The organism is Maribacter algarum (ex Zhang et al. 2020) (genome assembly GCF_005885635.1).
GTDB lineage: Bacteria > Bacteroidota > Bacteroidia > Flavobacteriales > Flavobacteriaceae > Maribacter_C > Maribacter_C algarum.
On sequence record NZ_VATY01000002.1, the window covers coordinates 778589 to 802982 of the forward strand.

The window sequence follows — 24394 nt, forward strand, 5'->3', positions numbered from 1 at the left end:
ATTAGTAAAACAAACTATTTGAATTATAAAGAAATCATTCAAAAACTCCCTTACACCAAACCTTTTCTGTTTGTTGATGAACTCCTACATATAGATGAAAATGGGGCAGAGGGCTCGTATACTTTTGATGCCAATTCTGATTTTTATAAGGGCCATTTCAAAGATAATCCCGTTACACCAGGTGTAATTTTAACCGAGTGTTGCGCGCAAATAGGTGTTGTAGCATTGGGAATTTATCTTCTGAACAATGAGGAAGTTACGATGGGAGAAAATGTACAAATTGGCTTAAGTAGTTCTGAAATGGAATTCTTGGTACCTGTTTTTCCGAATGAAAAAGTAGTTGTTAGTTCCGAAAAAGAATATTTCCGTTTTCACAAGCTAAAATGTAAAATAAAAATGCACAATTCCGAAGGGAAGTTGGTTTGCAAAGGCACAATTTCTGGCATGCTTAAATCGAACAAAAATGGGTAAACGCGTTGTAATAACAGGACTTGGCGTATGTGCACCGAACGGAATAGGTTTAGATGATTTTACCAAAGCCCTGCAAGATGGTACGAGTGGAATTCGTTTTGATAAACAGCTTGAAGACTTAGAGTTTGCGTGTCAAATTGCAGGAGAACCGCAATTGAACGAAACGTTAATCAATCAATATTTTACACCCTTGCAGCTTCGCGGATTGAATGCCAGTGGCATTTTATACGGGGTCATCGCCGGAACGGATGCATGGAAAGATGCAGGATTATCTATTGCAGAAAAAGAAGCACCCGATTGGGATAGTGGCATCATCTTCGGTACAGGAATTCTAGGTGTGGACAAGTTTCGAGAATCCACGCATTTGGTAGATTCAAAGAATGTAAGACGCATAGGAAGCACTACGGTACTGCAGACCATGGCCAGCGGAATTAGCGCGTATTTAGGCGGAATCTTAGGATGTGGCAATCAAGTCACTACAAACTCTTCTGCTTGTACCACAGGTACAGAGGGTATTCTAATGGCCTATGACCGTATTGTTTCCGGAAAAGCAAAACGCATATTGACGGGAAGCTGTAGCGATAGTGGTCCGTATGTATGGGGTGGATTTGATGCCATGCGCATTTTACCTAGAAAGTACAATGACAATCCAACTAAAGGAAGTCGACCAATGAGTGCTAGTGCGGCTGGCTTTGTTCCAGGCAGTGGTGCGGGAGCTTTGATTCTAGAATCCTTGGAAAGTGCTCAAGAACGTGGTGCTAAAATCTATGCAGAAGTATTAGGAGGTGCGGTGAATAGTGGCGGACAGCGGGGGAAAGGAAGTATGACGGCTCCCAATAGCCATGCAGTGCAGCGATGTATACGAGAAGCAGTGGAAAGTGCAGACATTCAGAGTGCGGATGTAGATGCCATAAACGGACATCTTACCGCCACTTCGAAAGACCCGACTGAAATAAAGAATTGGGCAAAAGCTCTAAAGCGTGATGGAAAAGATTTTCCCTATGTAAATTCGTTTAAAGGACTTTTTGGGCATTGTTTAGCGGCATCCGGAAGTATTGAAAGTGTTGGTGCCGTGCTTCAGTTTAGGAAAGGTCAAGTTTTCGGTAATGTAAACTGCGACGACCTCCATACCGAGATATTAGAATTGGTTGACGAGGAGAAAATCCCTAGAAAAACGATTCTGCATTCCGCAAAAATAGTGGCAAAGGCAAGTTTTGGTTTTGGTGATGTAAATGCTTGTGTTATTTTTAAAGCTTTTAACGACTGAATTGAAAATATCACTTCAAATACACATTTAATGACGGGAACTGAGCATTATCAAAAACTACATGATATCATAAAAATCTATCTTCCTGAAGATGTTTCAGCGGAACATATTTCAGAGGAAAGTCATTTGATTAATGAATTGAATATTAATTCTGCTAACCTTGTTGATATTGTTCTTGATGTAGAGGATGCTTTTGATATCCGCTTGGAAAATGAAGACATGGACCAAATGGAAACCGTTAAAGATGCGCTACGAATAATAGATTCTAAACTTTCTGATAAATAGTATTTTCTTCGATGCCAGACTTTAAAAAACTTAAAAGAAAATGGTTGATAAAGGGAACTTTAGGCGCACTACTTTTCGGTTTTGGATTATGTTGCATGATTGAAAGTGGTTTTTTAAAGCATGGTGGTTCAATATGGTATGAGTGGGTTTTAGCAGGTACCATATCACTTTGTGTAACTATTTCAGGAGCAGTTTTCTTAATACAAGCAGGAATTTTAGGGCGAGAATTAAAAAAAAGAAGTTAACCTCATACAATCCAACAATCCAACAATCCAACAATCCAACAATCCAACAATCCAACAATCCAACAATCGAGAAAATGACTGAATTTATAGTATGGGCAAAGTCCAAGTTAAATGTAGATAAGCGCTTGATAGCTATTTATTGTATTGTCTATTTTTCTTGGGGAATGTTGATGGATTGGTTTGGTGCTCAAGTTGAAATCGCTCGATTTACCTATTGGTGGCAGGTGATTACTTGTTACATTGTTTACATGGTTCCGGTTTCCTTGTTGCTTCGCAAGCTTCCTTTTCATGCCCAATATGCCTACGGGTTGGTAGCGATGTGTCTTTTGGAATTTGGGGGCTATGCTTTTGAATCGTCCTATGCATATCCGAACAATTTGTTGGACCAGCTTTTCAACGAGCGCAATTTTGCATTAGGAATGGCATTATTTTTTGCCTTATACTTTCCAGTTGGAAATTGGGGTGTTCAAAAAATATATGATGCTCTTTTTGGGAAAAAAGAATCTGTCTAATCTGCGCTTGCTTCTTTCTCTGGAATTGTCAACGAAGCAATCACTCCACCAATCAAGGCTACTGAGATAACCGTTAACGAAACCCACTCCGGAAGGTGAATGTAATGTGAGAAAAGCATTTTTAGTCCTACAAAAGCTAAAATTACAACCAAACTATAATTGATAAAACGGAACTTCTCCAACATCCTAGAAATCAAGAAATACATAGAACGGAGCCCCATGATGGCTAAAATATTCGAACTAAAAACGATAAAGGGGTCCGCCGTGATGGCTAAAATTGCAGGAATACTATCCAAGGCAAAAAGGATGTCGGTAAGTTCAATTACAATTAAGGCTACAAATAGGGGGGTAGCGGCTTTGATTCCCATACGTTTCACAAAGAAGTTTTCGCCTTGAATACTTCCCGTTATTGGATATATCTTCTTTATCTGTCGAAATACAAATGACTTCTTAGGGTCAAATTCTTCCTCTTCACCTTTTAACATTTTAAATGCTGTCCAAAGCAGAAAAACACCAAAAACATAGATAATCCATTCGAACTTGGTAATTAGCGCAACTCCAAATAGAATCATCAAGGCTCTAAATACGATGGCACCGAGAATTCCCCAGAAAAGAACGCGATGCTGATAGAGTGCTGGTATTTTAAAAGAGGAGAAAATAACAGCAATAACAAAGACATTATCAACACTTAAAGAAAGCTCGATTAGATATCCTGTAATATATTTGAGAACCGCAGTGTTTGGGGTGAGCCCCGTAGGGTTATCAACCAATCCATTGGCAAATAACCAATAAATGACACCACTAAAACTAAGAGCAACAGTCACCCAAATGGCTGTCCAGATACTTGCCTCCTTGGTTTTTATGACATGATTTTCCTTATTGAAAACGCCTAGGTCAAGCGCAAGAAAAACTAAAATGAAGGCGATAAAAATAATCCAAATCCACATAGGTGCGATTTTAAGAGCACAAATGTAACAATCATTTTAGCTTTAAGTAGGGGAGGAACGAAAAAATGTTAAAGTGCAGGTGTCTATGGTTCAAATACCTATTTCAACTGAAATACTAGCTTGACCAAGACTTTATTTTTCTCTCGGTCACTTTTGATATTGATTCCATAATCAGAACTGTAGAGCGTAGTTTTTCCAACGAGTTGCTTATTATTTCTTTCAAAGCTGAATGTGATGTCTTTGGTAACATCTTTAATAGTTAGCTTGCCGTTTACGGTGATGATATCTCCTTCTTGCCGAACTGAAGAGCTTTCAAAATTTATTTTAGGGAAATTGTCAACATCGAAGTACTTTCCACGCCTTAAGGACCAATTACGAACGGAGTTCCCTGTGCTAATGGTTTCAACATTTACAGACCCCTTGAGCTTTGAGTTCTCGATTTGGTCAAAATCCAAAACCGACTCTGATGTAAACCCCTCGAGGGTTCCTTCTACATCGTTATTCACAAATACAAAACTAACGTCAGCAGATGAAATTTGAATATTGCTCTGCGCTTTCGCTAGGAAATTGGAAAAAATTAATAGGACTATTGCGATTTGAAATTTCATAGTATATAGGTATTCATCATTCGTGCCAAAGTTAAGCGATTTTTCCTATCGTTCAACTGACTCATTAAGCCGTTATCTGGTCGTATTCCTTACATAGTTGTGCAATTTTCAACGGTTTTTTATACCTTGTAAACAGAACTATTATATTTTTATTGATGAAAAAATCTACCCTATTATTTTTCTGCACTTTTTTCTGTTTGTTATTTGCCATACCCACTACTGCTCAAGAAACTACTAAAAAAGCAGAAGCACCAAAAGCTACGGAAGAAGAGGAAGGACCGCTCATGTTCAAATTTGAACCCAATTTTATCTCTAAAAATGAAAAGCGAAAGGAAGAGATTGCCCTCACAAGGAGTATTATCGATTCGTTGGATGTTTCAGAACGCAAGCGATTAAAACTGTTGAAAGACCTCTATAAGAATGGTGTTTCAAAACGTTTAAAAAAGGCACTTTTGGTTGAAAACAACTTTGAAGATGTTGATGAATAGCACTAAACAAACCCTTTAGTCTTTCCTTTTAAACCGCTAATGTTAAATTCATTGGCCTAAGAAATTATCGATAAAGAGTTTGTAATAGTCGATGTTATAGCCGCTTATTCCCATTTTATGGTAATTCCATACTTTTTTTGTATATTTAAGCGAGACCATTATATATCAAATCTTATGAAAACCTCGCGTATTTGGACTTTAAGTCTTTGTGCATTCTTTTTTGCATCTGCTTCCATTTATGGGCAGCAGTCTATCTCTGAACCAGCGACAGTTAAGAAAACAGTTTCCCTTAAAATTGATAAAAGCAATGTTAAGGTACAGCGTCATACAGTAATGTCCCGTTTTGAACCTGAAATCGCTAGCACAGAAGAAAAACGTTTGGAGAAACGACATAATAGAATCGCCGAAACAGAAAGAAAGCTTAGCATCATTGATACTCTTGACATTTCAAAGCGTAGAAAAAAAGCATTACTTCGCGATTTAGAGTATACTCCTTTTTCAGATCGGTTGAACAAGGCAACTCTTGTTGACACCAAATTCGAAGAGAGTACCGAAAATCAAGATAATTTATAGCGTACAGTTAAAAGGTCTTCATTTTTGCCTTGCGTCTGTGTAGTTGACGCTCAAGTTCTATCACAGATTCTGCAATAGAGGCTTCAAAATTCCCATTGCTTGATTCCGCAAAAAGCCGTGGCCCTGGAGTACTCAAACGTATACCACAAATCATACCCGTATCTGGCTGGCTTGTGTTTTCCGTTTTGAGAAAAACATCTGCGCGCACCACAAAATCATATTTATTTAAGAGTTTTTCCAATTTATCCGCAGCAAAAATTTCAAGTCGATTGCTGGCTTTCACAGAATGATATTCGAAGTTAATATTCATTGGATAAGATTTTTCTTTAAATTAAGAAGGATGCTCCTTAAAAACAAATAAAGAAGACCAAAAAGTTACCACAGTATCAAATAATTGTTAAAGTCTGATTTTAGGCATCTTACGGACAACTTTGTGTTGCATTTTTTCGTAACTTAAAGTACCCCTTCGTATTATGTACAATCTTTAAACCCTGCTGTAATGAAATCGGACCTCATAGAAGTTGAAAAAAGTGCGCTGGTCATGAGATTAGAGCGCAATCAAAATGATTTACGCCAATTAAAGAACAAACTCAATTCGTATATCTGCGAACCTAGAACCTATAGTTTGTTTGAACGTATCGAATCACTTAAAAGCGGACTCGAAACCCTTGATAATTCGAATACCCAAATAATTCGCTCTTTAAAGAGCCGTAAAAAATCGGTTGAGGAGTATGTTGATTCTGCTAAAGAACAACTAAATAAGTTCAGCCAACTGCAACAGCGAGTAGAAGACTATGTCGCAAGTGCACGAAATTGTTGAATAATGTCCCACACATGTTTCATTGGTATTTGACCAAAACTAGTAAAAAGCCGCATTTTTAAATGCGGCTTTTGTTTTTCTTCCAAGTACAGATTCGGTTATCTTTACCAAAGATTTAAATCCTTGCATTGAACCTAAAGAAAGCCATCTTGTTCATGGTGTTAAGCACCATCGCCTTTACCGGCATGAATGGACTCCTAAAATATCTCACGGCATATAGCGGACCTCAATTGGTGTTTTTTAGATCATTGGGTTCTTTGTTTTTTACCTTCGGATTTCTTTTGAGTAAAGGAATTCCCATTCTAGGCACAAATCGCAAACTTTTAATCATCAGGGGCGTCTTTGGCTCAACTTCGATGCTGTTATTTTTTATAGCGGTGCATTACATGCCTATTGGGTCTGCTGTGGCCTTACGATATATTGCCCCCATTTTTGCTGCCGTATTTGCTATTCTGATTTTGAAGGAACATGTTCGACCCATTCAATGGTTGTTTTTTGTGCTCTCTTTTATGGGGGTTTTAGTTTTAAAAGGATTTGATAACAGCATTCCCCTTATCGGTTTGGTACTTGTACTATTGGCATCTGTGTTTAGCGGATTGGTCTATGTTGTTATTCGAAAAATTGGTGCTAGTGAGCATCCGGTTGTTATTGTGAACTACTTTATGTGCATCGCTATGATTGTAGGCGGTGTGCTTTCTATTTTCGATTGGACAACTCCAAATCTTATTGATGTGTTGCTATTATTAAGTTTGGGGATTTTTGGCTACTTCGGACAAATTTTCATGACCAAAGCATTTCAAATGGGGGAAACCAATGTAATTGCTCCAATCAAATATGTAGAAGTTGTTTTTGCCATTCTCGTTGGAGTAGGTTTCTTGGGAGAAACTTACACCATTTGGAGTTTTGTCGGTATTGCTATGATTATTAGTGGACTACTTCTAAACCTGTTATTCAAACAGTGGCTGCTAAAACGCAAACAGAATTAAATTTGTGCAGACACCATCTTTTTCTCGGCTGCTCTCAAATAAACCAAGATTAACAAGGATAAGAAAGCACAAACCAGAAAACCGACGAACAAGGGAAGAACCGAATTATCTACATAACTGCCAATAAAGGTGCTAATTGGAACAGACATCAAAGTTGAGATGAACCCGGTAATGGCGGCTCCAATGCCTGCGATATGTCCTATGGGTTGCATTGCGGCAGACCTTAGGTTTCCAAAAAGGAAACTGATGGAAAAGAATTGTGCCGCTAAAAATAGTACCAGGACTTCAATCGAGGGATTTACTTTTCCGAAGAACAAAACAACATAAGTCAATGAAATCAGAAAGAAGGAAATCAAAAAGACAGTTATCAACTTCTTCATACCGAATCGTAGTACAAAGCTTCCGTTTAAAAACGTAGCGGCTCCGATAGAAATGGCCAATCCTGCAAAGATATACGGGAATTCATCCTTCAGTCCGTATTGTTCTTGGAAGACTTGTTGTGCAGTACTCAGATATACCAAAAATGAACCAACGATAAATCCTGAAATGAAAGTATACACCATGGTGGGTTTATGCCTAACGAGTTCTTTTAATCCATCCGAAAAAATAGAAGATGTAAATTTCACCGTGTTTTCCTCACGGAGGGTTTCCGGTTGACGTCGCCAAAACCAGAGACCGACTAGAATAGCGAAAACAATTTGGACAAAGAAAATTGCCTGCCAATTGTAGGCATCCAAAATTAACTTTCCAAGGGCAGGGGCAATAACAGGAATCAACAGAAAAACAACGGTGACGAATGACATGATTCGTGCCATGTGGTCTCCGCTGTACGTATCGCGTATGATAGCAATGCTAATGGTACGTGGGGCGGAAAGCGCTATACCCTGCAAAACGCGCCCAATAATCAAAACGGTGAAATTTTGTGCATAAACACACATAAAGCTCGAAATAATAAAAAGTCCAAATCCCATATAAACAACAGGTTTACGGCCTATACTATCTGAAATTGGACCAAAAATCAATGGACCAATACCGAGACCTAGAAAGATCATAATGATAATCTGCTGGTTGTCAGCAGCGGAAGTATTTCCCACTGAAAGCCCGATAATATCAAGTGCAGGTAATAGAGCGTCGATGGCCAATGCAACGGTCGCCATTAGGGAGGCCATTAGGGCAACAAATTCGACTTGTGGGATGTGTTTTTTAAACATCCGGCAAAAATAACATATAAAGATAGAAAGAGATGCAGCGTTTAAAATAATTTGTGCAAACCTAGCGTTCGGTATCTAGGTTTTATCAAAGAAGTGATTTTTCCAAATTCCTTTATATTTGGCACTTCTACAAACACCAACTAAACCCAATATTCTATGGAAGGTCTTTTCACTATCGATAACTTCATCACTTTAGCAATGCTTACACTCCTGCAAGCGGTTTTAGGCTTAGACAACCTCTTGTACATTTCATTGGAGTCAAAACGTGCTCCTGAGGAAAAGCAAAGTCGCGTGCGTACGATTGGTATCGGTATGGCCATTGTACTACGAATTGTTTTGTTATTTGTTCTCATACGCGTTATTGCATATTTCCAAGATCCTATTTTCGGTTTTGACTTTACTGATATTTTAGAGGGAGAATTTAATATCCATAGTATGATTGTATTGCTAGGGGGCATTTTTATTATGTATACTGCCGTTAAAGAAATCTGGCACATGTTGCGTTTGGAAGATGAGCATGCGGCTCATGATAGCAAACCAAAAAGTGTGAATATGATTATATTCTCCATTGTTATTATGAACATCGTGTTCTCTTTTGATTCCATTTTGAGCGCTATGGCTTTGACTAATGTGTTTTGGGTAATGGCTACGGCAATTGTAATTGGCGGGGTTTTAATGATTTGGCTATCTGGCAGGGTAACGACTTTTCTTAAGAAGAACAGAATGTACGAGGTTCTAGGACTCTTTATTCTATTTATTGTGGGTATCATGCTACTTTCGGAAGGCGGCCATTTGGCGCACTTGAAGCTTTTTGGGAATGAAGTAACGCCGATGAGTAAAACTACTTTCTACTTCGTTATTGTCGTATTGGTGGTCATCGATATCATCCAATCCAAATACCAAAAGAAGCTTTCCAAAAACCTTAAATAGTTCAAACATTGATTTGCAGGATTTCCTTCGGGAAGTAATCCAAATACTCGAATTTTTTGGTACTTTCGGTTTACGAAAACACCGAAGACTCATGAGATTCAGATTCACCGTCCTGACCCTTTGCTTCCTTCTTTGCAATGCTTGTGGAGAAACCCCCAAAGCTCCTGAACAGAAGGAAGCTCAAGCAACTACAGTACCCGAAGTTCAGGAGGTCAAGAGCACCTATGAAAGTTTGGACGGCCAGCCCATTGAACTTTCGGATTATAAGGGCAAAAGAATACTTTTAAATTATTGGGCGACCTGGTGTAAGCCTTGTATTGAGGAAATGCCATCAATGGTAGAAGCACAGACACTTTTAGAAAACGAAAACTATATCTTTCTTTTAGCCTCAGACCAATCGATGAAAAAAATCAAGGCTTTTCAAAAGAAAAAAAGCTTTGATCTCAACTTTGTGAAATATAATGGTTCGTTAGCTTCCGAAGAAATTACTGCGCTTCCCGCTACTTTTATCTACAATGTAGAAGGGGAGAAGGTGGAACGTATTGATGGTGCAACGGAATGGAATTCCCCTGAAATCATTCAAAAATTAAAGAACATTCAATAATGCGCATTGTCAGTATTCTGATTGTACTCTTTTTAGGATTTAGTTCTTGTAAGGATGTTGGAAAGAAGGAAATCGAGAAAAAGGAAACTCCCGTAGTCACTGCAATTACATCGCCGGTAGAAAAGAACAGCTCCCTTCCTTTTTTGTTTTCCGATGGAAAGAAAATACTTATGTCATGGGTCGAAAAAGAGAATGATAGCTTAACACAACTGCGCTATTCTGAATTTTTGGAAAGGGAGTGGCGACCCACACAAAACATTCTACGAGGAAACGACTGGTTCGTGAATTGGGCGGACTTTCCGGCAATTGCCGAAAATAATGGGAGCTTAATTTCCCATGTTTTGAAAAAATCATCTGCAGGAACCTACTCTTATGATATCAAACTAAATCTACTTCCTGAAGGAGAAAAGGAATGGAAAACCGACTTGCCCCTTCATACAGATGGTACACCTACAGAACATGGTTTTGTTAGCGCTCTGCCTTATAAAGAAGGTTTCTTTATTACTTGGTTGGATGGGAGAAACACCGAAGAGGATGAGAATGGAAATCGCGGCGCTATGACCCTTAGAGCGGCTGAAGTTTCGGTGACGGGTGACGTACGAAATGAAACGGAACTAGATGCCCGCATCTGCGACTGTTGTCAAACCACAGCTGTCATAACTGCAAACGGACCAGTAGTAATGTACAGAGATCGTTCGGAAGACGAAGTAAGGGATATGAGTATTGTACGGTGGGACGATGGAAGTTGGACAGCTCCCCAAACAGTATATTCGGATAACTGGCAGATAAAGGGTTGCCCGGTGAACGGACCTAAGGCATCTAATATTGGTAATGCTTTAGTGATGGCTTGGTTTACCGCAGCAGATAAGCCCAAAGTACAGATAATTTTTTCTTCAGATGGAGGACTTGGCTTTGATAGCCCCATTATCGTTTCAGAAGCAAACCCTCTAGGAAGAGTAGATGTCATATTGCTTAATGAACATGAGGCGATAGTGAGTTGGGTAGACCACGATGAAAAAGCCCAACTAAAAGCGATGAAAGTAAACCGAGACGGGAGTCAGGGAAAACAATATGTCATTTCGGACGTGATAACTTCACGCCAATCTGGATTTCCGCAAATGGAAAGGGTAGGGGGTGAATTACTTTTTGCATGGACATATGTTTCGAAAGAGCAAAGCAAAGTGAAAACTGCATTAGTTCCGCTTAAAAATTTCTAAGCAGGAATACAAACCCCTAAAAAACAATGCTTAGTTGTATTGAATAAACTCTGGTTGTGGCAAAAAGGTTTCTAGAAGAAATATTAAACTATCAGCAGATATTAGTGTAATTGAAATAAGAATGCTAACCAAAAGAATAGAAACAGCTAAATTATTTTGTTTCAATTGCTCTACTTCTTTGATGTGTTTGGTCATTGTTTTAACTAATAGAAAGGAGCTAATTTGAAGTATTGAAATTGCTAAAAATCCTACAAACAAACACATCGAAGAGTATTTTAAAACTTCTACAAACAAGTTTCCTTCCGAGTGAATTTTTATCAATTGTATTGCGTTGATTATGGAGGGTATAATACCACTTAATAAATAACCAATGCTAAAAATAATACCAGAAAAGAAGATACTTAGCGCAAGATTATCATTGTTAAATTCACTTTCTTCAAGTTTAAATATTTTTATTAAAATTTTATAGGAGATAAAAAATATAACGATCGACAAAACAATGGAGATAATTATTTGGATTAACGCGAGATAAAATAATTCCATCTTTATAAGTGTTTGTTATGAATTAAGGCAAATTTCCAATAGCTAATATTAGAAACATCATTAGGAAGATAGCCAATAGGACAGCCTCTTGCAGTGGTTTCAACAAAATAGTATTTTTTAGTATTATGGGTTTTGTATTTTCCTGTAGAAGGAATATTTAAACCTATTACGGAATGTAAGTATTTTTCACTATTTAGTATAGCAACGTCATAATTAAATCTTGAAAGTATGGTATAAATCAGTACCGTTCTGGTGTCGCAATCTGCTCTTAAACTTGAAACAAATTCAGCAGGCGCATAAACGCCTAACTTTATATTACCAAAACATGGTTTTATGTCTGTTTCCTTACATTCATCTGATAATATTAAATTATACGGTATATCTTGGATAGATGAAATAATGAGCTCAGCAAAATCTCTTCTACTCATGTTGCTTTCTTTCTGGTAGTTATAAAACGAAAGTGACAATGCTTCAATTAAAGGCGTATCATGATCTACTAAATGCTTATAAAAAATTCCCCAAGAAAACTCAGATGTTATTGCAAAAGAATTACGGTTTTTATGAGCTTTTAATACATCCATATAGTTAACCTTAAAAGGCAAACTGTGTTTCTTTCTATTGAAATCTTTCCAGGTTTGTTGGCTTAAATAGTATTTAGAAATACCAGTAGCTGTACTGTCTGTTATTAGTGTAATGGTTTCGTCTACTTTTTCAGTTTCGACTAAACTAAATGTGGTGCCAAATTGATTTTTTAAACCAAATGAAACTATAGAAAAGATGGCTATTACAATGCCTAATTTTAGTATTTCAAAAAAGAGGACAGATGAAGATATTTTTTGACCGGTTAATTTTTTTCTTCTTTTCCAAAAATAGCTAAATAGCATTATAATTAGTACCGTCAATAATAGTAATAGGTTTCTATTTAAACGCATATTAGTTAAGATGGTAATCAAAACGATACCTATTAATAAAATTGCAGAAACTAATAAGCAACTGGTAAATAATCTGTAAAGGACAAGAAGAAAACTATTAAAAACCTTTTTTACATCCACCAGTTAAAAGTACTAAAAACATTAGTCCTAAGTCAAGCAAATTGCTATTGGGGTTGGAAGAAAAGTTAGCGCAGCAGTTGAAGCGCAGTAAAAAAATCCTATCTTTTATTCCAACTAAAACGGATAGAATATGAATGGCAATACTTTTAAATATTACATCGTTATTTATAGTTTTACTTTTATCGGTGTATGCCTATGCATTTCATGTGAACAGAAACCCATACACGATAATAAAGAAAAGTGGCTTTCGTTATTCGATGGCTCAAATTATGATGACTGGACCCCTAAGTTCGCTGGATATGAATTAGGTGTAAATTACAACAAGCGTTTTGTCTACGAAGACAGTTTATTGAGTGTTCGTTATACCGAAAAGGATACGTTTAAGGGCAATTTTGGACATCTCTATTACAAACAAAAGTTCTCTTACTATAAATTAAGAGCGAAGTATCGCTTTGTAGGGGAACAAATGACAAACGGACCAGGTTGGGCCTTTCGGAATAATGGTTTGATGCTGCATTGTCAAGAACCAGCTACTATTGGACTTAACCAAGATTTTCCGATTTCCTTGGAGTTGCAACTTTTAGGAGGGGGCGGTACAGATGACCGAACAACCGCAAATTTATGCACGCCAGGCACGAATGTGGTAATAGGGGACACTTTGTTTCGACCACATTGTATTAGTTCCGACTCCAAAACCTATCATGGAGATCAGTGGGTTGAAGTAGAGGCTTTGGTGTTGGGAGACTCCCTCGTGCAACATATTATGGAAGACCAGGTGGTGATGGAGTTCAACAAACCTACCATTGGTGGTGGTAATATCAGTGGTTATTTAGAAAGTGCCTACGAAGAAGGGAAACCTTTGAAAGAAGGCTATATATCGATTCAGGCAGAGACACATCCAATAGATTTTAAATCCATCGAACTCCTCAATCTTTGTGGATGTATGGACAAGAATGCCAAGAACTATAAAGACTATTACGTTAAGGCTGACAACAGCACCTGCGAGTATTAAGAACGAATTCTAATCGAAAAGTTATGGTCAAAAAGATACATTGGGATGATGTTCCCACGGAACAGGTTGCCCCCAAAATGCAACGAAAATTGGTCTATGGTGAAAAAGTAATGATTGCACGTATGCAGTTTAAAGATGGTTTTCTCGTGCCATTACATCATCATGAAAATGAGCAGATAACCCAAGTTATTTCAGGGACCATCCGTTTTTGGTTTGGGGCGGATAAAGAACAACAGATGGATTTGAATGCAGGTGAATCTGTTGTGATTCCAGCACATGTGCCCCATGAAGCCTTAATGATCGGTGATGTAGAAGAAATCGATACGTGGGCACCCATTCGAAAAGACTGGTTAGATGGTACTGATGATTATCTAAGGAAGTAACTCATTATTCCAAATACAGGTTTAGTATTCCACAATTCAGTATCAAGATTCTACAGTTGGGTACTTTTTCTAAGCATCCTGTAGCATGAAGGAGCATCTTTGTGCCCAATTAATAACAATCATAAAACGACCATCATGAAATCGAAATTCCTCTTTAAAACCATCCTTTGTTCAACCGTACTTCTTTTTTTCTGTACTACAGCAGGCATCTCACAAGAAACATTAAGTGCCGAACAGTGGCAGGCAGATCTTAGATTCCTTCAAAAAACGATTCATAAGAAGTACCCATTCCTATTTAAGAAGGTAAAAGCGGCTGCATTTGATGCGGAGGTTGAAAAATTTCATGCCGCTATTCCTTCGATGGAAGCGCATGAGATTAAAGTGGGCCTAACGCGAATGGTTTCCTTTTTTGAATATGGACATACCCAAATTCCGTTTAGAACCTTGGCCAAAGATGCTGTTCTAGCTGTAAATCTATATCATTTTGAAGATGGAATATTTTTGGAAGGTGTTCAGAAAGGAAATGAAAAGGCCTTAGGGGCCAAATTGATAAAAGTGGGGGATATGCCCGTTGACAAAGCGCTAAAGGCAATTCGGCCTGTAGTCCCCGCGGAAAACGACCAATATTTTAAAGGATACGGATTGCGGTTTCTTACTGTACCTGCCGTTTTGCATGCTCAGGGAGTAATTCCGGAATATAGCGAAGAGATAGCTTTAACCTTAGAAAAAGACGGGAAGGTTTTTGAACATACATTCAAGTCTATTCCTTACTCCGAAGTATCGGAGGGATATGGATTTACCACTCCCAATGACAAATGGGTGAGTGCCCGTAACCAATCAGAAACTCCGCTATTTCTAAAACATTTAAAAGAGAAACTCTACTTTTTCGAATTTTTGGAAGATTCTAAAACCGTGTATGTACGACAGAGTTCGGTATTCAATGATGAAAAAGAAGGCTTAGCGGATTTTTACAAACGACTTTTTGAATTTATCGATAGCAATTCGGTTGAAAAGTTGGTATATGATGTTCGATTAAATGGGGGAGGTAACAATTACAACAATAAGCCCTTAATTAAAGGCATCATGGCACGCCCTGAAATTAATCAGCGTGGTAAGTTCTTTTATATCATAGGTAGAAATACTTTTTCAGCCTGCCAGAACCTGACCAATGAAATCGGAAACTACACAGAGGCGATAATAGTAGGCGAACCTACATCTGAGAATGAGAATTTTTACGGGGATGCCAGAAAAGTAACTTTGCCGAACTCTGCAATTAATGCCTATCTATCATACGCATGGTGGCAAGACAAATCGCAGTGGGATGGAAAAGAATGGACATTACCTCATATCGCAAAGGAAATGACCTTTGATGATTACAAAACCAATAAAGATGTGGTACTAGACGCGGCCATGAACTACACTGAAACAGGTTTCATTCTGAACCCTATGCAACATCTTACGGATTTGTTTACAGCTGGAAAATTTGATGAGGTAAAAAGAGCCGGCTTTCAAATTGCAAATGACCCTTCATACAAATACTATGATTTTAAGGAAGAGTTCAGTACTGCCGGGCATCGCTTACTAAACTATGGAAATCCAGAGGGAGGTATCTTTATATTAGAATTGGTGGCCGAGTTTTATCCGGAATCTGTTGGAGCTATGTACAACCTGGCGACTGCACAAGAACAACTAAAACAATTCGATAAGGCTAAGGAAAGCTATAAAAAGGTAATGGACTTAGATCCTGATGGAATGACAGGTCGTTCTGCAAAAAACAAACTCGAAAACTTGAATAAGCAATAGGCATTCGATATCTTTTGGCATGACCAAAATTGACCTAAGTAATACAACGATACTGCTCACCGGGGCTTCTGATGGAATAGGGAAGGGCTTAGCCTCCTACTTGTTGGAAATGGGCGCAAAGGTGGCGGTACATTATAATAGTAATAAGGTCTCCGCTGAAAGTTTCGTCGCCGAATATTCAGACAGGGCCAAAGCATTTCAAGCGGACTTATCCCAAGAAAAAGAAGTGTTTACGCTTTTTGAAAGGGTAGAGGCACATTTTGAAAAGATTGATACCATCATTTTAAATGCCGGGGTTTTTCTACCTCATTCCTCCCAGTCAGATACGAAAGATTGGTTGGCTGTTTGGAAGAAAACAATTTCCATCAATCTTGATGCTGTGGGATTGCTCACCAAATTAGGGCTCGACCATTTTTTGAAAATGGGAGAGGGGCGCTTTGTTTTTATGGGGAGTAGGGCCACTTTTCGCGGAGAAACGGAGGAATACCTGGCCCTATGCAGCCTCCAAAGGAGGATTGACCTCTTTGGCACGCAGTGTTGCCCGTTCTTTTGGGAAGCAAAACATCAAGTCCTTTGTTGTTTCTCCCGGATTTACAAGAACCCAAATGGCAGAACAGTTCATACAAACCTATGGCGAAGAACGGGTATTGAATGAGATTGCACTCAATGAACTTACCACTCCACAAGATTTAGCACCTTTAGTCGGACTCATGTGTAGTGGGGGAATGGACCACGCCACCGGGGCTACGATCGATGTGAATGCGGGAAGTCACATTCGATAGTTATAGCAAACTGGATACTTTTGACAAAAACCTGGACTAAGAATTTTTCTTGATTCCGTATATCGCTACTACTTTGGCACAAGGCTTGTTGTCTTTTTTGTATCTTATATACAAAATGATAACTATGAAAAGGTTTAGATATGTAGTACTGTTGGTCTTTATAGGTATATTTTTAGGTTGTGGAACTTCCAAAAAAGTTGTGGAGCCCAACATGAAACTGGACCAAATGATGGTGGAAAAAGCATTTGAAATCAAAGTCAAGTCCGCGGAACCAATGATTACCCAAGCTTTAGGTCAAGTAGCGAATAGTGGAATTTTGCCCCCTGGAAATACAATTGCGCGAATTGATGTCACCGGAAGCGGATATTTTATTAAAGTACAAGGTGACTCCGTTTCCGCTGATTTACCCTATTTTGGTGAACGGCAAATGGGCGGGGGCTATAATTCAGACTCAGGAATCAAATTTAACGGACTAGCAAAAGATATGGAAGTGACCAAGGATGAAACAAAACAGCGTTACACCCTAAACTTTACTATTGATTCTAGCTCAGAAAACTATTTTGTTTTGATCGAGATCGGTACAAACCTTTCCAGTACAACTTCAATTCGCAGTTCGCATCGCAATCGCATACGTTTTATTGGAGACGTTAATGAATTAGTGGCAGAGGACTATGCTGCCAACTAGTTTTAAAAAGGGCTGAGCTTGATATTATCAACTTACCGGACTTGGTTCAATCGAAATCTTAGGATTTCGATTTTTTTTTGAAATAATCATCATTACAAGTAACGAAAGGAGACGTATTGACGTCTAGTATAATAGAAGACAATTTTATCAATCAAAAAAAATCCAATCATGAAAAAAGTAAACTTACTTTTGGCTGCCATTTTATTGATGGTGGGCGCGGTTAACGCACAGTACAATAAAACCATCAAGGGGAAAACTTTCGACCGTATTAAATTAGATGGCAACATCAGGTTATACCTAGAGCAGGGACCCGAGGTAGAACTGGATATTAAAGCTAGAAAACCCCATTATGTAGACGATTACAGCATTGGTGTACGCAATAATGTACTTTATATACAAGTTCGAAATAACCATTCTGGAGCAACACCAAAACTTAAAATATTCCTGAAGCATCCACAGTTGAAAGGAGTGGATGTAGACGGATTGGTGCATGTAAATACAACAGGACCGATAAAGGGAGAAGAATTCAAACTGAAAGGCGATGGATTGATTAGAGGACATGTAGACCTAGATGTGGAATATTTAAAGGTCGATTTAGATGGAATGTGTTTTATGAGCATTTCAGGAAAAGCAGACCGATCAGTTCTTCAGTTGGATGGTCTTGGAAGAATCAATGCAGGAGATCTGGAAACTATAGAAGTCAGTAAGTCCGCTGAAGGTTTGGCTGGTATTCGATTACAATAATACAATTGCTAGTTTCAAGTGGTGCATAGTAGCATCCAGGATACTTAAAATGTTATTGTACCCAAGGTTTTTTTATAAAGTTTTAAGAAACTTTGGGTAAACCTTAAGAGTTTTGATATAAGAAATCGATGTAACTTGAAGTTGTATAGGTATCGTATGAAAAAACACCGCAACTTCATCGTTTTTTATAGTCTCTGGCTTGCAGGTATTTTTGGCATTTTTGTTTCCTTTGGGGATAATAGGCCAGAAGATGAATTCTTGGAAACAGATACTAAAGTTTGCACCGTAGCCAAGGATTTAGAGCAAAATTCCACAAAATCATTCGACAAAAAGAAATGCCAGCACAAAGAGCTCTAAAGCTTAGCGTATAAATTTACCCATAAGGTTTTTCGGAATATCCATATAAAGACATAAATTGGTGTATCCATACATTGCGCAATCTTTCTTGCTGACAAGGGGAGAGGTAGGCTGTTTTGAATTGATGGTTGGTTTATCTTCTGATGGTTTTAAAGGCACTAATTCCAGTATTCTAGCGTTAGGTACTATTCAAAACCTAACCAAATGACCTACCGTTTTCAGCCCATCAAAATTGTTTTATTCTTTGCAGTTGTATTGTTGTCTTTTTCCTGTGAAAAGGACGAAACAAATCCTCAAAGTACTGCTACACAAATACTTCCTATTAAAATTGTTAGTCCAACAGGGGCTTCCGGAAGTGGAGATTTAATCATCACGAACTCAAGAGGTCCTAAAACGCACAGTGCTCTAAATTATGGTGAAACTATAGAAATAGAATTGAATCTAACCGATGCAGGAAACTATACATTCGAAGTAGATGATCCTAATCTGGGAAGAATAAAATTATTCGCTACCAAAGAAGCTTTGCAAAATTATACTTCAGAGTCACCCTTTTTATTACAATTTGAGCATTATAAAAATCAAAAAATAGCAACTTTTAAGGTGAAATCCGAAATTGGTCCGAACTTGCGAAATAGAAGAATCGATTTGATTGTATTTCAAGGTTATGAGTCCCTATACCATATCGATTGGGGCGATGGGACGGAAGAAGTGGGCGAAGCTCCTGCTGAATATCGAACTGGATGGGACCCCGTTTCACATAACTATGCTGCTTCAGGAGAATATACAATAACGCTCCGCACCACAAAGGGAGAAGAGGTGACTGGCTTGGAATTGCAATATACTGGAAACGGTAAAGGAGATAGAATTCAGACACTTGAGTTGGAAAATCTGCCCAACTTGAATGCTCTAAGTTTAGGGGATAGTGATATGCCTTATGTCGATTCGATTATAGAACAATACCCAAACCTAAAGGAATTAAGCCTACGATTCGGTTCTTTGAACTCCATCGATTTATCCAAAAATGCCCAGTTGGAGTATTTAAATATTACTGGCAATTACAACACCATGGTTAAGGGCTTATCAACGCTGATAAATTTAAGAGCCCTTGGAATTACCGGTACTATTGAAAATCTAGACTTGGGCTTGTTCCCCGAATTGACCTCTTTGACCATAAGAGGGCATGATTTTACCAGCCTTGACTTGGCTACAAATCCAAAACTTACAACCTTAACCTTACAATTGAATAATTTGGAACAAGTAGATCTAAGCACAAATGTTAACTTGAAGAATCTATCCATAACCAACAATACGCTGACGGAACTCAATATCAGTAATAACCCTGAAATCGAGTATTTGAATCTCTACGCCAATTACATTGATGAATTGGATATAAGCCAACAAGACCAGCTAGAATACGTAAATCTATCTTCTGTTCACCTTAAACAAGTAGTGGCTCCTGAGAGTCTTGACAACATAAAATCAATTGATTTGGGCAATGCTCGTTTCTTAAATGAGGAGGAACTCCTAGATGCTGTTTTTAAGGGACAAGCAAACAATCCGAAAAGCAAAGGCGAGATTATATTTCATGATTTGGCGCATGTTATAGAAAGACAGATAGTTTTGTTGAATAATTTGGTTATGGAACATGACTGGAGAATAAATATACCTCAGTAAAATGAGCCGGATGATTGCTCAATGCATTATCATGTGATGATTAAGCAATAGGCAAGAAGAGTAGTAAATGCTTCGAATAGGTTAGGGTTGCAAAATATTCTATTTTACATACGCGAACTTTTGGATTATCCTGTGGATGATACAAAAGGCGGCGAGATGGGGCGTTGGCCTTAAAGGTAGAGGGGTTTTACTTATTCTATTTTACATACGCGAGCTTTATGAATTATCCTGTGGATGATTTATAAAGGCGGCGAGATGAAGCGTGAGCACTTAAAGTAGGGGTTTTGAAATATTCTATTTTACATAATATAAATTATGTTTCAAAAAAGAAACATAATTTGACGTTATATCAAATAGCGATAAGTTATAAGTAATTTCAGCGAATTCCTAGACTATGCTAAGGTTTTGCCCGAAAGCAATACGTTGACTTAGAACTCTCAGAATAAAAAGACCACTTGTAGTTTGCAAATAAAATCACGCGGTACAACATGTCCGCCCTTGGCGGATAATAATACAACGATTATATCTATACGATTATTCGTTTTTCTTACGCCATTTTTCCCAATTAGGAGATTCTTTTCGCCATAATGGACGCGCCTTTTGTTCTACATGATTATTTGGGTATAAGACATACCAGGCGGTAGATGAATATCTATCGGTGCCTCCTCCTACTATGGTATCTTTAAAGTAATCTGTCATTAAACCGGTTGAATATCCGTTTGTTCCTGCAATTTTAGTCCAATGGTTTTGAGTTCTAAACCTCATTTTAAGGGAATCACCATCGATTTGTGGGGCTTGCCCAATTATAGTATTGATCTGTGCAAAAACTTCTTCACCTTGAAAAATAGTTAAGAATTCAACGTTTGCAATGTGTTCAACGCTATTTCCTCCCCAACCAATTCTAACAGGATATCCTAATCTGACGGCGTCAACTAGTTTTGATTTATCTCCATAAATTGCTTGTCCGTTTGCATCATTATGAAAAACCATCTGCCATCCTACTTCACGCCCATCAGATGATTGGCAAGAACTGATTAGAATTAATATCACACCAAATACTAGTATCTTTTTATTCAGAATTTTTAGTTCAGCTATCATGACAAGAGTTTTTCGTTTATACTGTTTTTAAATGAAAATTATTCCACGGGTATTTGAATATCTTCACCAAAGATATATTTTCCAAACCATTGCCAATTATGCCATACTCCCGCCAATCGTACTTTGGGTTTATAAATTGTATGCCCCACTCCGTTATATACGATCAATTCCGTATCAACGTCTCGATCACGTAGCCCTTGCAATAATTCATAGGCATTTTCAATGGGAACTCTTTGGTCGTATTCACCATGTTGAATTAAAGTTGGGGTAGTCGCCTGATTGATATAGGTTATTGGCGAAGTCTTAGCATATATTTCGGGATTGTTCCATGGTGTTGCCTTTAAATATTGTCTGGTGAAAGGGTGCAGGTCAGTAGCAACATAATAAGTTGCCCAATTCGAAATTCCTGCGCCTACCGAAATGGCCTTGAATCGATTAGTTGTGGTCGCTAAAAGAGCAGAGATATATCCACCATGACTCCAACCCATACTACCCATTTTTTCGGTATTGATGATCCCCAAACTATCTAAATAATCTATACCAGACAGAATATCATCAACTGCCCCCAAGCCCATGTTCTCAACATTTAGGGACCTGAACTTTTCTCCATAACCGCCAGAGCCCCGATAATTAGGCCTTAGTACCAAAGCCCCTTTGTCAAGCCATTGCAGTACAGGATAGAAAACAGGAATAGGTGTCGGACGGTCCGCCGCGGTAGGTCCGCCATGTACATTTACCAATAATGGATATTTCTTAGTTGCATCATAATCTTTGGGTTTATGCAAGATTCCCTCGATCATAGTGCCATCTGAACTTTTCCAGCGTATCACTTCGCTTTGTGCTACCTTCCAATTTGAAATTCTAGCTGTGAAATCCGTAATCTTTCTTGGGGCATATTGGCTTAAAGCGGAAGTATATATTTCTTTTAAATTGTCTTTTGTGTTTCCAAGAAAGGCGATTGTAGATCCATCACGGGCAATTGAAAAACTATGTATGGTATTTGGGGAGCCCTTAAGCAATTTGATGGTTCCATCAGAAGGGTCTATTAAAAACAACTCAATCTTGGTCTTTTGGTACGCCATGGCATAAATACCATTTTTAGTCCAAACCAAGTCTTTCAACTCTTCGTCAAAGTCTTTCGCCAATTCCTGCTTGTTCTTTGAATCAAGATCGATAGTGTAAAAATGATTGTTTTTATAATTCGTACTGTTATTATTATCAAGTGCAGTTACGTAAACAATAGATTTGCCATCTGGTGACCAATCAATAAGGAAATCAAAACTTGAATTTTTTACCAATACATTCCAATTCTTTGTTTTTGCATCCAAAATGCCAATATCTGATTGTAAATAGGAATTGGTCAGGTTATTCGGTTGTTTGTCAAAAACAATTTTCGATCCATCGGGAGACCACTTAAAAGCACCAATTGAGAAATCAACACTATCTAACAAGGCAATAGGTTTTGGCCATTGAATACAATCATTTTCTTGGTTGCAAGGGTGTTGGATAGCATTGATATGTTCTGGTTTGAAATCAATGGTATATAACCATGAGTGCTTGGGGGTTTTATCATCTATTTCATAATCCCCAAAACGTTCATTCAACGCAATATCTTCCTTTGAATCTTTTTGGTTCATAGAAATAGTGAATTGTTGGCCGTTTGGAGACCATTCAAAACTATTTATCCCTCCGTCGATATTCGTTGCCGGAAATGACTCCCCGCCGCCTAAACGAATCACCTGTATTTGATTACCATTTCCCCTATTCGATATGAAAGCTATCCATTTTCCATCTGGAGACCACTTTGGAGAATGGCTACTCGATTCAGGATTATGGGTCAAGGGAAACGCCTTTTCACCATTTTTTGACAACCATATTTCAGTATCATATTTGTTGGCTTCCCAATCTGTAGTTCTTAGTTGAAAAAGTATATGCTCGCCTTTTGGAGAAATTTGTGGATTGCTAGGTACAGGCAAAGAAAGTACCTCTTCAAAACTTGGCACTTTCATTTCACTTTGAGGAAATATCAACTGCCCAAATAATACACCAACAACTAAGAATAGTTTTTTCATTTTTATAGCATTTAAGATTTAGTCTTCTGCTAAACTATTCTAATCGAGTAAAAAATGATACGAACTAAGCTGTAAAGAAGTTCAGATTTATAATTCTGGATTAAATATCAGGATTATATTGATTTTTTAAATTCTGCAGGGGTCATTGCCATATGCTTTTTAAACGCGGCATAAAATGAGGTATTTGATTTAAAACCACATGCGTTTCCGATACCCTTTATGGTTAAAAGGTCGTTTGATCGCAACATCTCCATAGCGGACTTAACCCTATAACCATTTACATAGTCCGAAAAGTTCTGACCCATGGTTTCATTTAGATATTGAGACAGGGTATGTCGTTTGGTTTGAAGTTGCTTGGCCACATCTGTCAATTTTAGATCTGAATTAAGATGTATCTCTTCTTGTATAAATAGGATGGGAAGCCTTTCGCGAAGCAGTTCTATTTCGGTATTGCTTATCTTTTTGTTTTGATATTTAAGTGATGATGAAAGAAAAGATAAACCATGCTGTCGTCGCTTAAAAAACCAAACCATGAGACTCACATAAAAGGTGAACGAAAAGGTCAGCGCTCCTACAATATAGGACGTGTATTTGTTGGTATTATAGGCCAACCAAATTAAAAAACAGCCTGAAAGAATATTTGTGATCCAATAATCAAGATTACTTGGTTTTTCAATCTTGGAAAATAATTTTAAAATAGAAAACCTAGCTTGATAAATGCTAATAAAAAGGTAAACGGTCCATTGGGAAAGTAGCATCCAGCCAAGGAACCCTCCCGATTTAAGCTGCCATAAATACCAATAATCAAGATAAGGATATAAAATTCCTGTCACAATCATAAAGAGGGTAACGGGCAGAATGTGAATTAGCCATTTCCATTTGCCAACACTCTTTGGTTTTGTTGCACTTCTAATGTAGAGGTATAGAAAAGGACCAATTAGGAAGCACGCGGTTAAGCCAACCTGAATAAAAAATGACGATGTTTCACTATAAAATGTGAGGAAAACAGATTTCATGACACGCAC

At 38.0% G+C, this 24394-nt stretch carries 29 protein-coding genes and 1 pseudogene; 21 read left to right on the forward strand and 9 right to left on the reverse strand.

The genetic code is table 11. From position 1 onward, the window contains the following. Positions 1-18 precede the first annotated feature (18 nt). The 5 genes from FEE95_RS12295 to FEE95_RS12315 all read left to right on the forward strand — a co-directional run bounded on the left by FEE95_RS12295 (position 19) and on the right by FEE95_RS12315 (position 2780). Positions 19-471: a 3-hydroxyacyl-ACP dehydratase FabZ family protein gene (locus FEE95_RS12295; protein ID WP_138658241.1), complete on the forward strand. Its 453-nt coding sequence runs from the start codon at positions 19-21 to the stop codon at positions 469-471. Continuing rightward, on the forward strand, positions 464-1738 hold the full coding sequence (locus FEE95_RS12300) for a beta-ketoacyl-[acyl-carrier-protein] synthase family protein (RefSeq protein WP_138658242.1): 1275 nt from the start codon (positions 464-466) through the stop codon (positions 1736-1738). Before FEE95_RS12295 ends, FEE95_RS12300 begins: the two co-directional genes overlap by 8 nt. A 30-nt stretch (positions 1739-1768) precedes the next feature. Continuing rightward, complete coding sequence (locus FEE95_RS12305; RefSeq protein WP_138658243.1) at positions 1769-2023, forward strand: acyl carrier protein; 255 nt, start codon at positions 1769-1771, stop codon at positions 2021-2023. An 11-nt stretch (positions 2024-2034) separates the two neighbouring features. Continuing rightward, a complete protein-coding gene (locus tag FEE95_RS12310) occupies positions 2035-2268 on the forward strand; it encodes a hypothetical protein (protein ID WP_138658244.1) in 234 nt (77 codons plus the stop codon). A gap of 74 nt (positions 2269-2342) precedes the next feature. After that, positions 2343-2780 carry a hypothetical protein gene (locus FEE95_RS12315; RefSeq protein WP_138658245.1) on the forward strand — a complete coding sequence of 146 codons (438 nt, stop codon included), beginning with the start codon at positions 2343-2345 and terminating at the stop codon, positions 2778-2780. Here FEE95_RS12315 and FEE95_RS12320 read toward each other — a convergent pair. Both FEE95_RS12320 and FEE95_RS12325 read right to left on the reverse strand, forming a co-directional pair. Beyond that, a complete protein-coding gene (locus FEE95_RS12320; RefSeq protein ID WP_138658246.1) occupies positions 2777-3727 on the reverse strand; it encodes a TerC family protein in 951 nt (316 codons plus the stop codon). The two genes, FEE95_RS12315 and FEE95_RS12320, sit on opposite strands and share 4 nt — an antisense overlap. A gap of 98 nt (positions 3728-3825) precedes the next feature. Beyond that, positions 3826-4335 carry a YceI family protein gene (locus FEE95_RS12325; protein ID WP_138658247.1) on the reverse strand — a complete coding sequence of 170 codons (510 nt, stop codon included), beginning with the start codon at positions 4333-4335 and terminating at the stop codon, positions 3826-3828. A 155-nt stretch (positions 4336-4490) separates the two neighbouring features. Between FEE95_RS12325 and FEE95_RS12330 the strand changes: the two genes are divergently transcribed. Together FEE95_RS12330 and FEE95_RS12335 are read left to right on the forward strand one after the other, a co-directional pair. Beyond that, positions 4491-4823 (forward strand): hypothetical protein, encoded by a 333-nt coding sequence (locus FEE95_RS12330; protein WP_138658248.1) that lies wholly within the window; start codon positions 4491-4493, stop codon positions 4821-4823. 174 nt (positions 4824-4997) lie between these two features. Continuing rightward, positions 4998-5396 (forward strand): hypothetical protein, encoded by a 399-nt coding sequence (locus FEE95_RS12335; protein ID WP_138658249.1) that lies wholly within the window; start codon positions 4998-5000, stop codon positions 5394-5396. 7 nt (positions 5397-5403) lie between these two features. Here FEE95_RS12335 and FEE95_RS12340 read toward each other — a convergent pair whose 3' ends face one another. Continuing rightward, the gene (locus FEE95_RS12340; protein WP_138658250.1) at positions 5404-5706 is read right to left on the reverse strand and encodes an HPF/RaiA family ribosome-associated protein; all 303 of its coding nucleotides are present in this window, start codon (positions 5704-5706) and stop codon (positions 5404-5406) included. 189 nt (positions 5707-5895) lie between these two features. On the opposite strand from FEE95_RS12340, the gene FEE95_RS12345 reads away from it, so the two are divergent. Further along, complete coding sequence (locus FEE95_RS12345; RefSeq protein ID WP_138658251.1) at positions 5896-6216, forward strand: hypothetical protein; 321 nt, start codon at positions 5896-5898, stop codon at positions 6214-6216. A gap of 128 nt (positions 6217-6344) precedes the next feature. Further along, positions 6345-7202, forward strand: a complete 858-nt coding sequence (locus FEE95_RS12350; RefSeq protein WP_138658252.1) for a DMT family transporter — start codon at positions 6345-6347, stop codon at positions 7200-7202. On the opposite strand, the gene FEE95_RS12355 is transcribed toward FEE95_RS12350, so the two are convergent. Continuing rightward, positions 7199-8413, reverse strand: coding sequence for a multidrug effflux MFS transporter (locus FEE95_RS12355; protein WP_138658253.1), 1215 nt, complete (start codon positions 8411-8413; stop codon positions 7199-7201). The genes FEE95_RS12350 and FEE95_RS12355 overlap by 4 nt on opposite strands. Positions 8414-8569: 156 nt before the next feature. Between FEE95_RS12355 and FEE95_RS12360 the strand changes: the two genes are divergently transcribed. From FEE95_RS12360 to FEE95_RS12370, 3 genes are all read left to right on the forward strand, one after another. Next, positions 8570-9343 carry a TerC family protein gene (locus FEE95_RS12360; protein ID WP_138658254.1) on the forward strand — a complete coding sequence of 258 codons (774 nt, stop codon included), beginning with the start codon at positions 8570-8572 and terminating at the stop codon, positions 9341-9343. A 91-nt stretch (positions 9344-9434) separates the two neighbouring features. Then, positions 9435-9947 (forward strand): TlpA family protein disulfide reductase, encoded by a 513-nt coding sequence (locus FEE95_RS12365; protein WP_138658255.1) that lies wholly within the window; start codon positions 9435-9437, stop codon positions 9945-9947. Continuing rightward, the gene (locus FEE95_RS12370) at positions 9947-11164 is read left to right on the forward strand and encodes a hypothetical protein (protein ID WP_138658256.1); all 1218 of its coding nucleotides are present in this window, start codon (positions 9947-9949) and stop codon (positions 11162-11164) included. Before FEE95_RS12365 ends, FEE95_RS12370 begins: the two co-directional genes overlap by 1 nt. 30 nt (positions 11165-11194) lie before the next feature. Here FEE95_RS12370 and FEE95_RS12375 read toward each other — a convergent pair whose 3' ends face one another. Both FEE95_RS12375 and FEE95_RS12380 read right to left on the reverse strand, forming a co-directional pair. Further along, positions 11195-11707: a DUF350 domain-containing protein gene (locus tag FEE95_RS12375; protein ID WP_138658257.1), complete on the reverse strand. Its 513-nt coding sequence runs from the start codon at positions 11705-11707 to the stop codon at positions 11195-11197. A gap of 2 nt (positions 11708-11709) precedes the next feature. Further along, a complete protein-coding gene (locus FEE95_RS12380) occupies positions 11710-12660 on the reverse strand; it encodes a hypothetical protein (protein WP_138658258.1) in 951 nt (316 codons plus the stop codon). Positions 12661-12889: 229 nt separating this feature from the next. Between FEE95_RS12380 and FEE95_RS12385 the strand changes: the two genes are divergently transcribed. From FEE95_RS12385 to FEE95_RS12420, 9 genes and pseudogenes are all read left to right on the forward strand, one after another. Next, complete coding sequence (locus FEE95_RS12385; protein WP_138658259.1) at positions 12890-13771, forward strand: 3-keto-disaccharide hydrolase; 882 nt, start codon at positions 12890-12892, stop codon at positions 13769-13771. Positions 13772-13794: 23 nt separating this feature from the next. Beyond that, positions 13795-14154, forward strand: coding sequence for a cupin domain-containing protein (locus FEE95_RS12390; RefSeq protein ID WP_138658260.1), 360 nt, complete (start codon positions 13795-13797; stop codon positions 14152-14154). A gap of 135 nt (positions 14155-14289) precedes the next feature. Beyond that, a complete protein-coding gene (locus FEE95_RS12395; protein WP_138658261.1) occupies positions 14290-15957 on the forward strand; it encodes a tetratricopeptide repeat protein in 1668 nt (555 codons plus the stop codon). Between the two features lie 19 nt (positions 15958-15976). Continuing rightward, positions 15977-16369: pseudogene (locus tag FEE95_RS22430) on the forward strand (SDR family oxidoreductase); the annotation flags it as partial. 112 nt (positions 16370-16481) lie between these two features. Beyond that, positions 16482-16739 (forward strand): SDR family oxidoreductase, encoded by a 258-nt coding sequence (locus FEE95_RS22435; RefSeq protein ID WP_262710897.1) that lies wholly within the window; start codon positions 16482-16484, stop codon positions 16737-16739. Positions 16740-16863: 124 nt separating this feature from the next. Beyond that, complete coding sequence (locus tag FEE95_RS12405; protein WP_171037038.1) at positions 16864-17424, forward strand: DUF4251 domain-containing protein; 561 nt, start codon at positions 16864-16866, stop codon at positions 17422-17424. Between the two features lie 168 nt (positions 17425-17592). Next, complete coding sequence (locus FEE95_RS12410; RefSeq protein WP_138658263.1) at positions 17593-18168, forward strand: GIN domain-containing protein; 576 nt, start codon at positions 17593-17595, stop codon at positions 18166-18168. A 156-nt stretch (positions 18169-18324) separates the two neighbouring features. Next, entirely contained in the window at positions 18325-18525 is a 201-nt protein-coding gene (locus FEE95_RS12415) for a hypothetical protein (RefSeq protein ID WP_138658264.1), read from the forward strand. A gap of 204 nt (positions 18526-18729) precedes the next feature. Next, a complete protein-coding gene (locus FEE95_RS12420) occupies positions 18730-20199 on the forward strand; it encodes a hypothetical protein (RefSeq protein WP_138658265.1) in 1470 nt (489 codons plus the stop codon). 534 nt (positions 20200-20733) lie between these two features. Here FEE95_RS12420 and FEE95_RS12425 read toward each other — a convergent pair. The 3 genes from FEE95_RS12425 to FEE95_RS12435 all read right to left on the reverse strand — a co-directional run bounded on the left by FEE95_RS12425 (position 20734) and on the right by FEE95_RS12435 (position 24385). Then, positions 20734-21297: a hypothetical protein gene (locus tag FEE95_RS12425; RefSeq protein ID WP_138658266.1), complete on the reverse strand. Its 564-nt coding sequence runs from the start codon at positions 21295-21297 to the stop codon at positions 20734-20736. A gap of 38 nt (positions 21298-21335) precedes the next feature. Continuing rightward, positions 21336-23369 (reverse strand): S9 family peptidase, encoded by a 2034-nt coding sequence (locus FEE95_RS12430; RefSeq protein WP_138658267.1) that lies wholly within the window; start codon positions 23367-23369, stop codon positions 21336-21338. 113 nt (positions 23370-23482) lie between these two features. Then, positions 23483-24385 carry a helix-turn-helix domain-containing protein gene (locus FEE95_RS12435; protein ID WP_138658268.1) on the reverse strand — a complete coding sequence of 301 codons (903 nt, stop codon included), beginning with the start codon at positions 24383-24385 and terminating at the stop codon, positions 23483-23485. Positions 24386-24394: the final 9 nt, after the last annotated feature.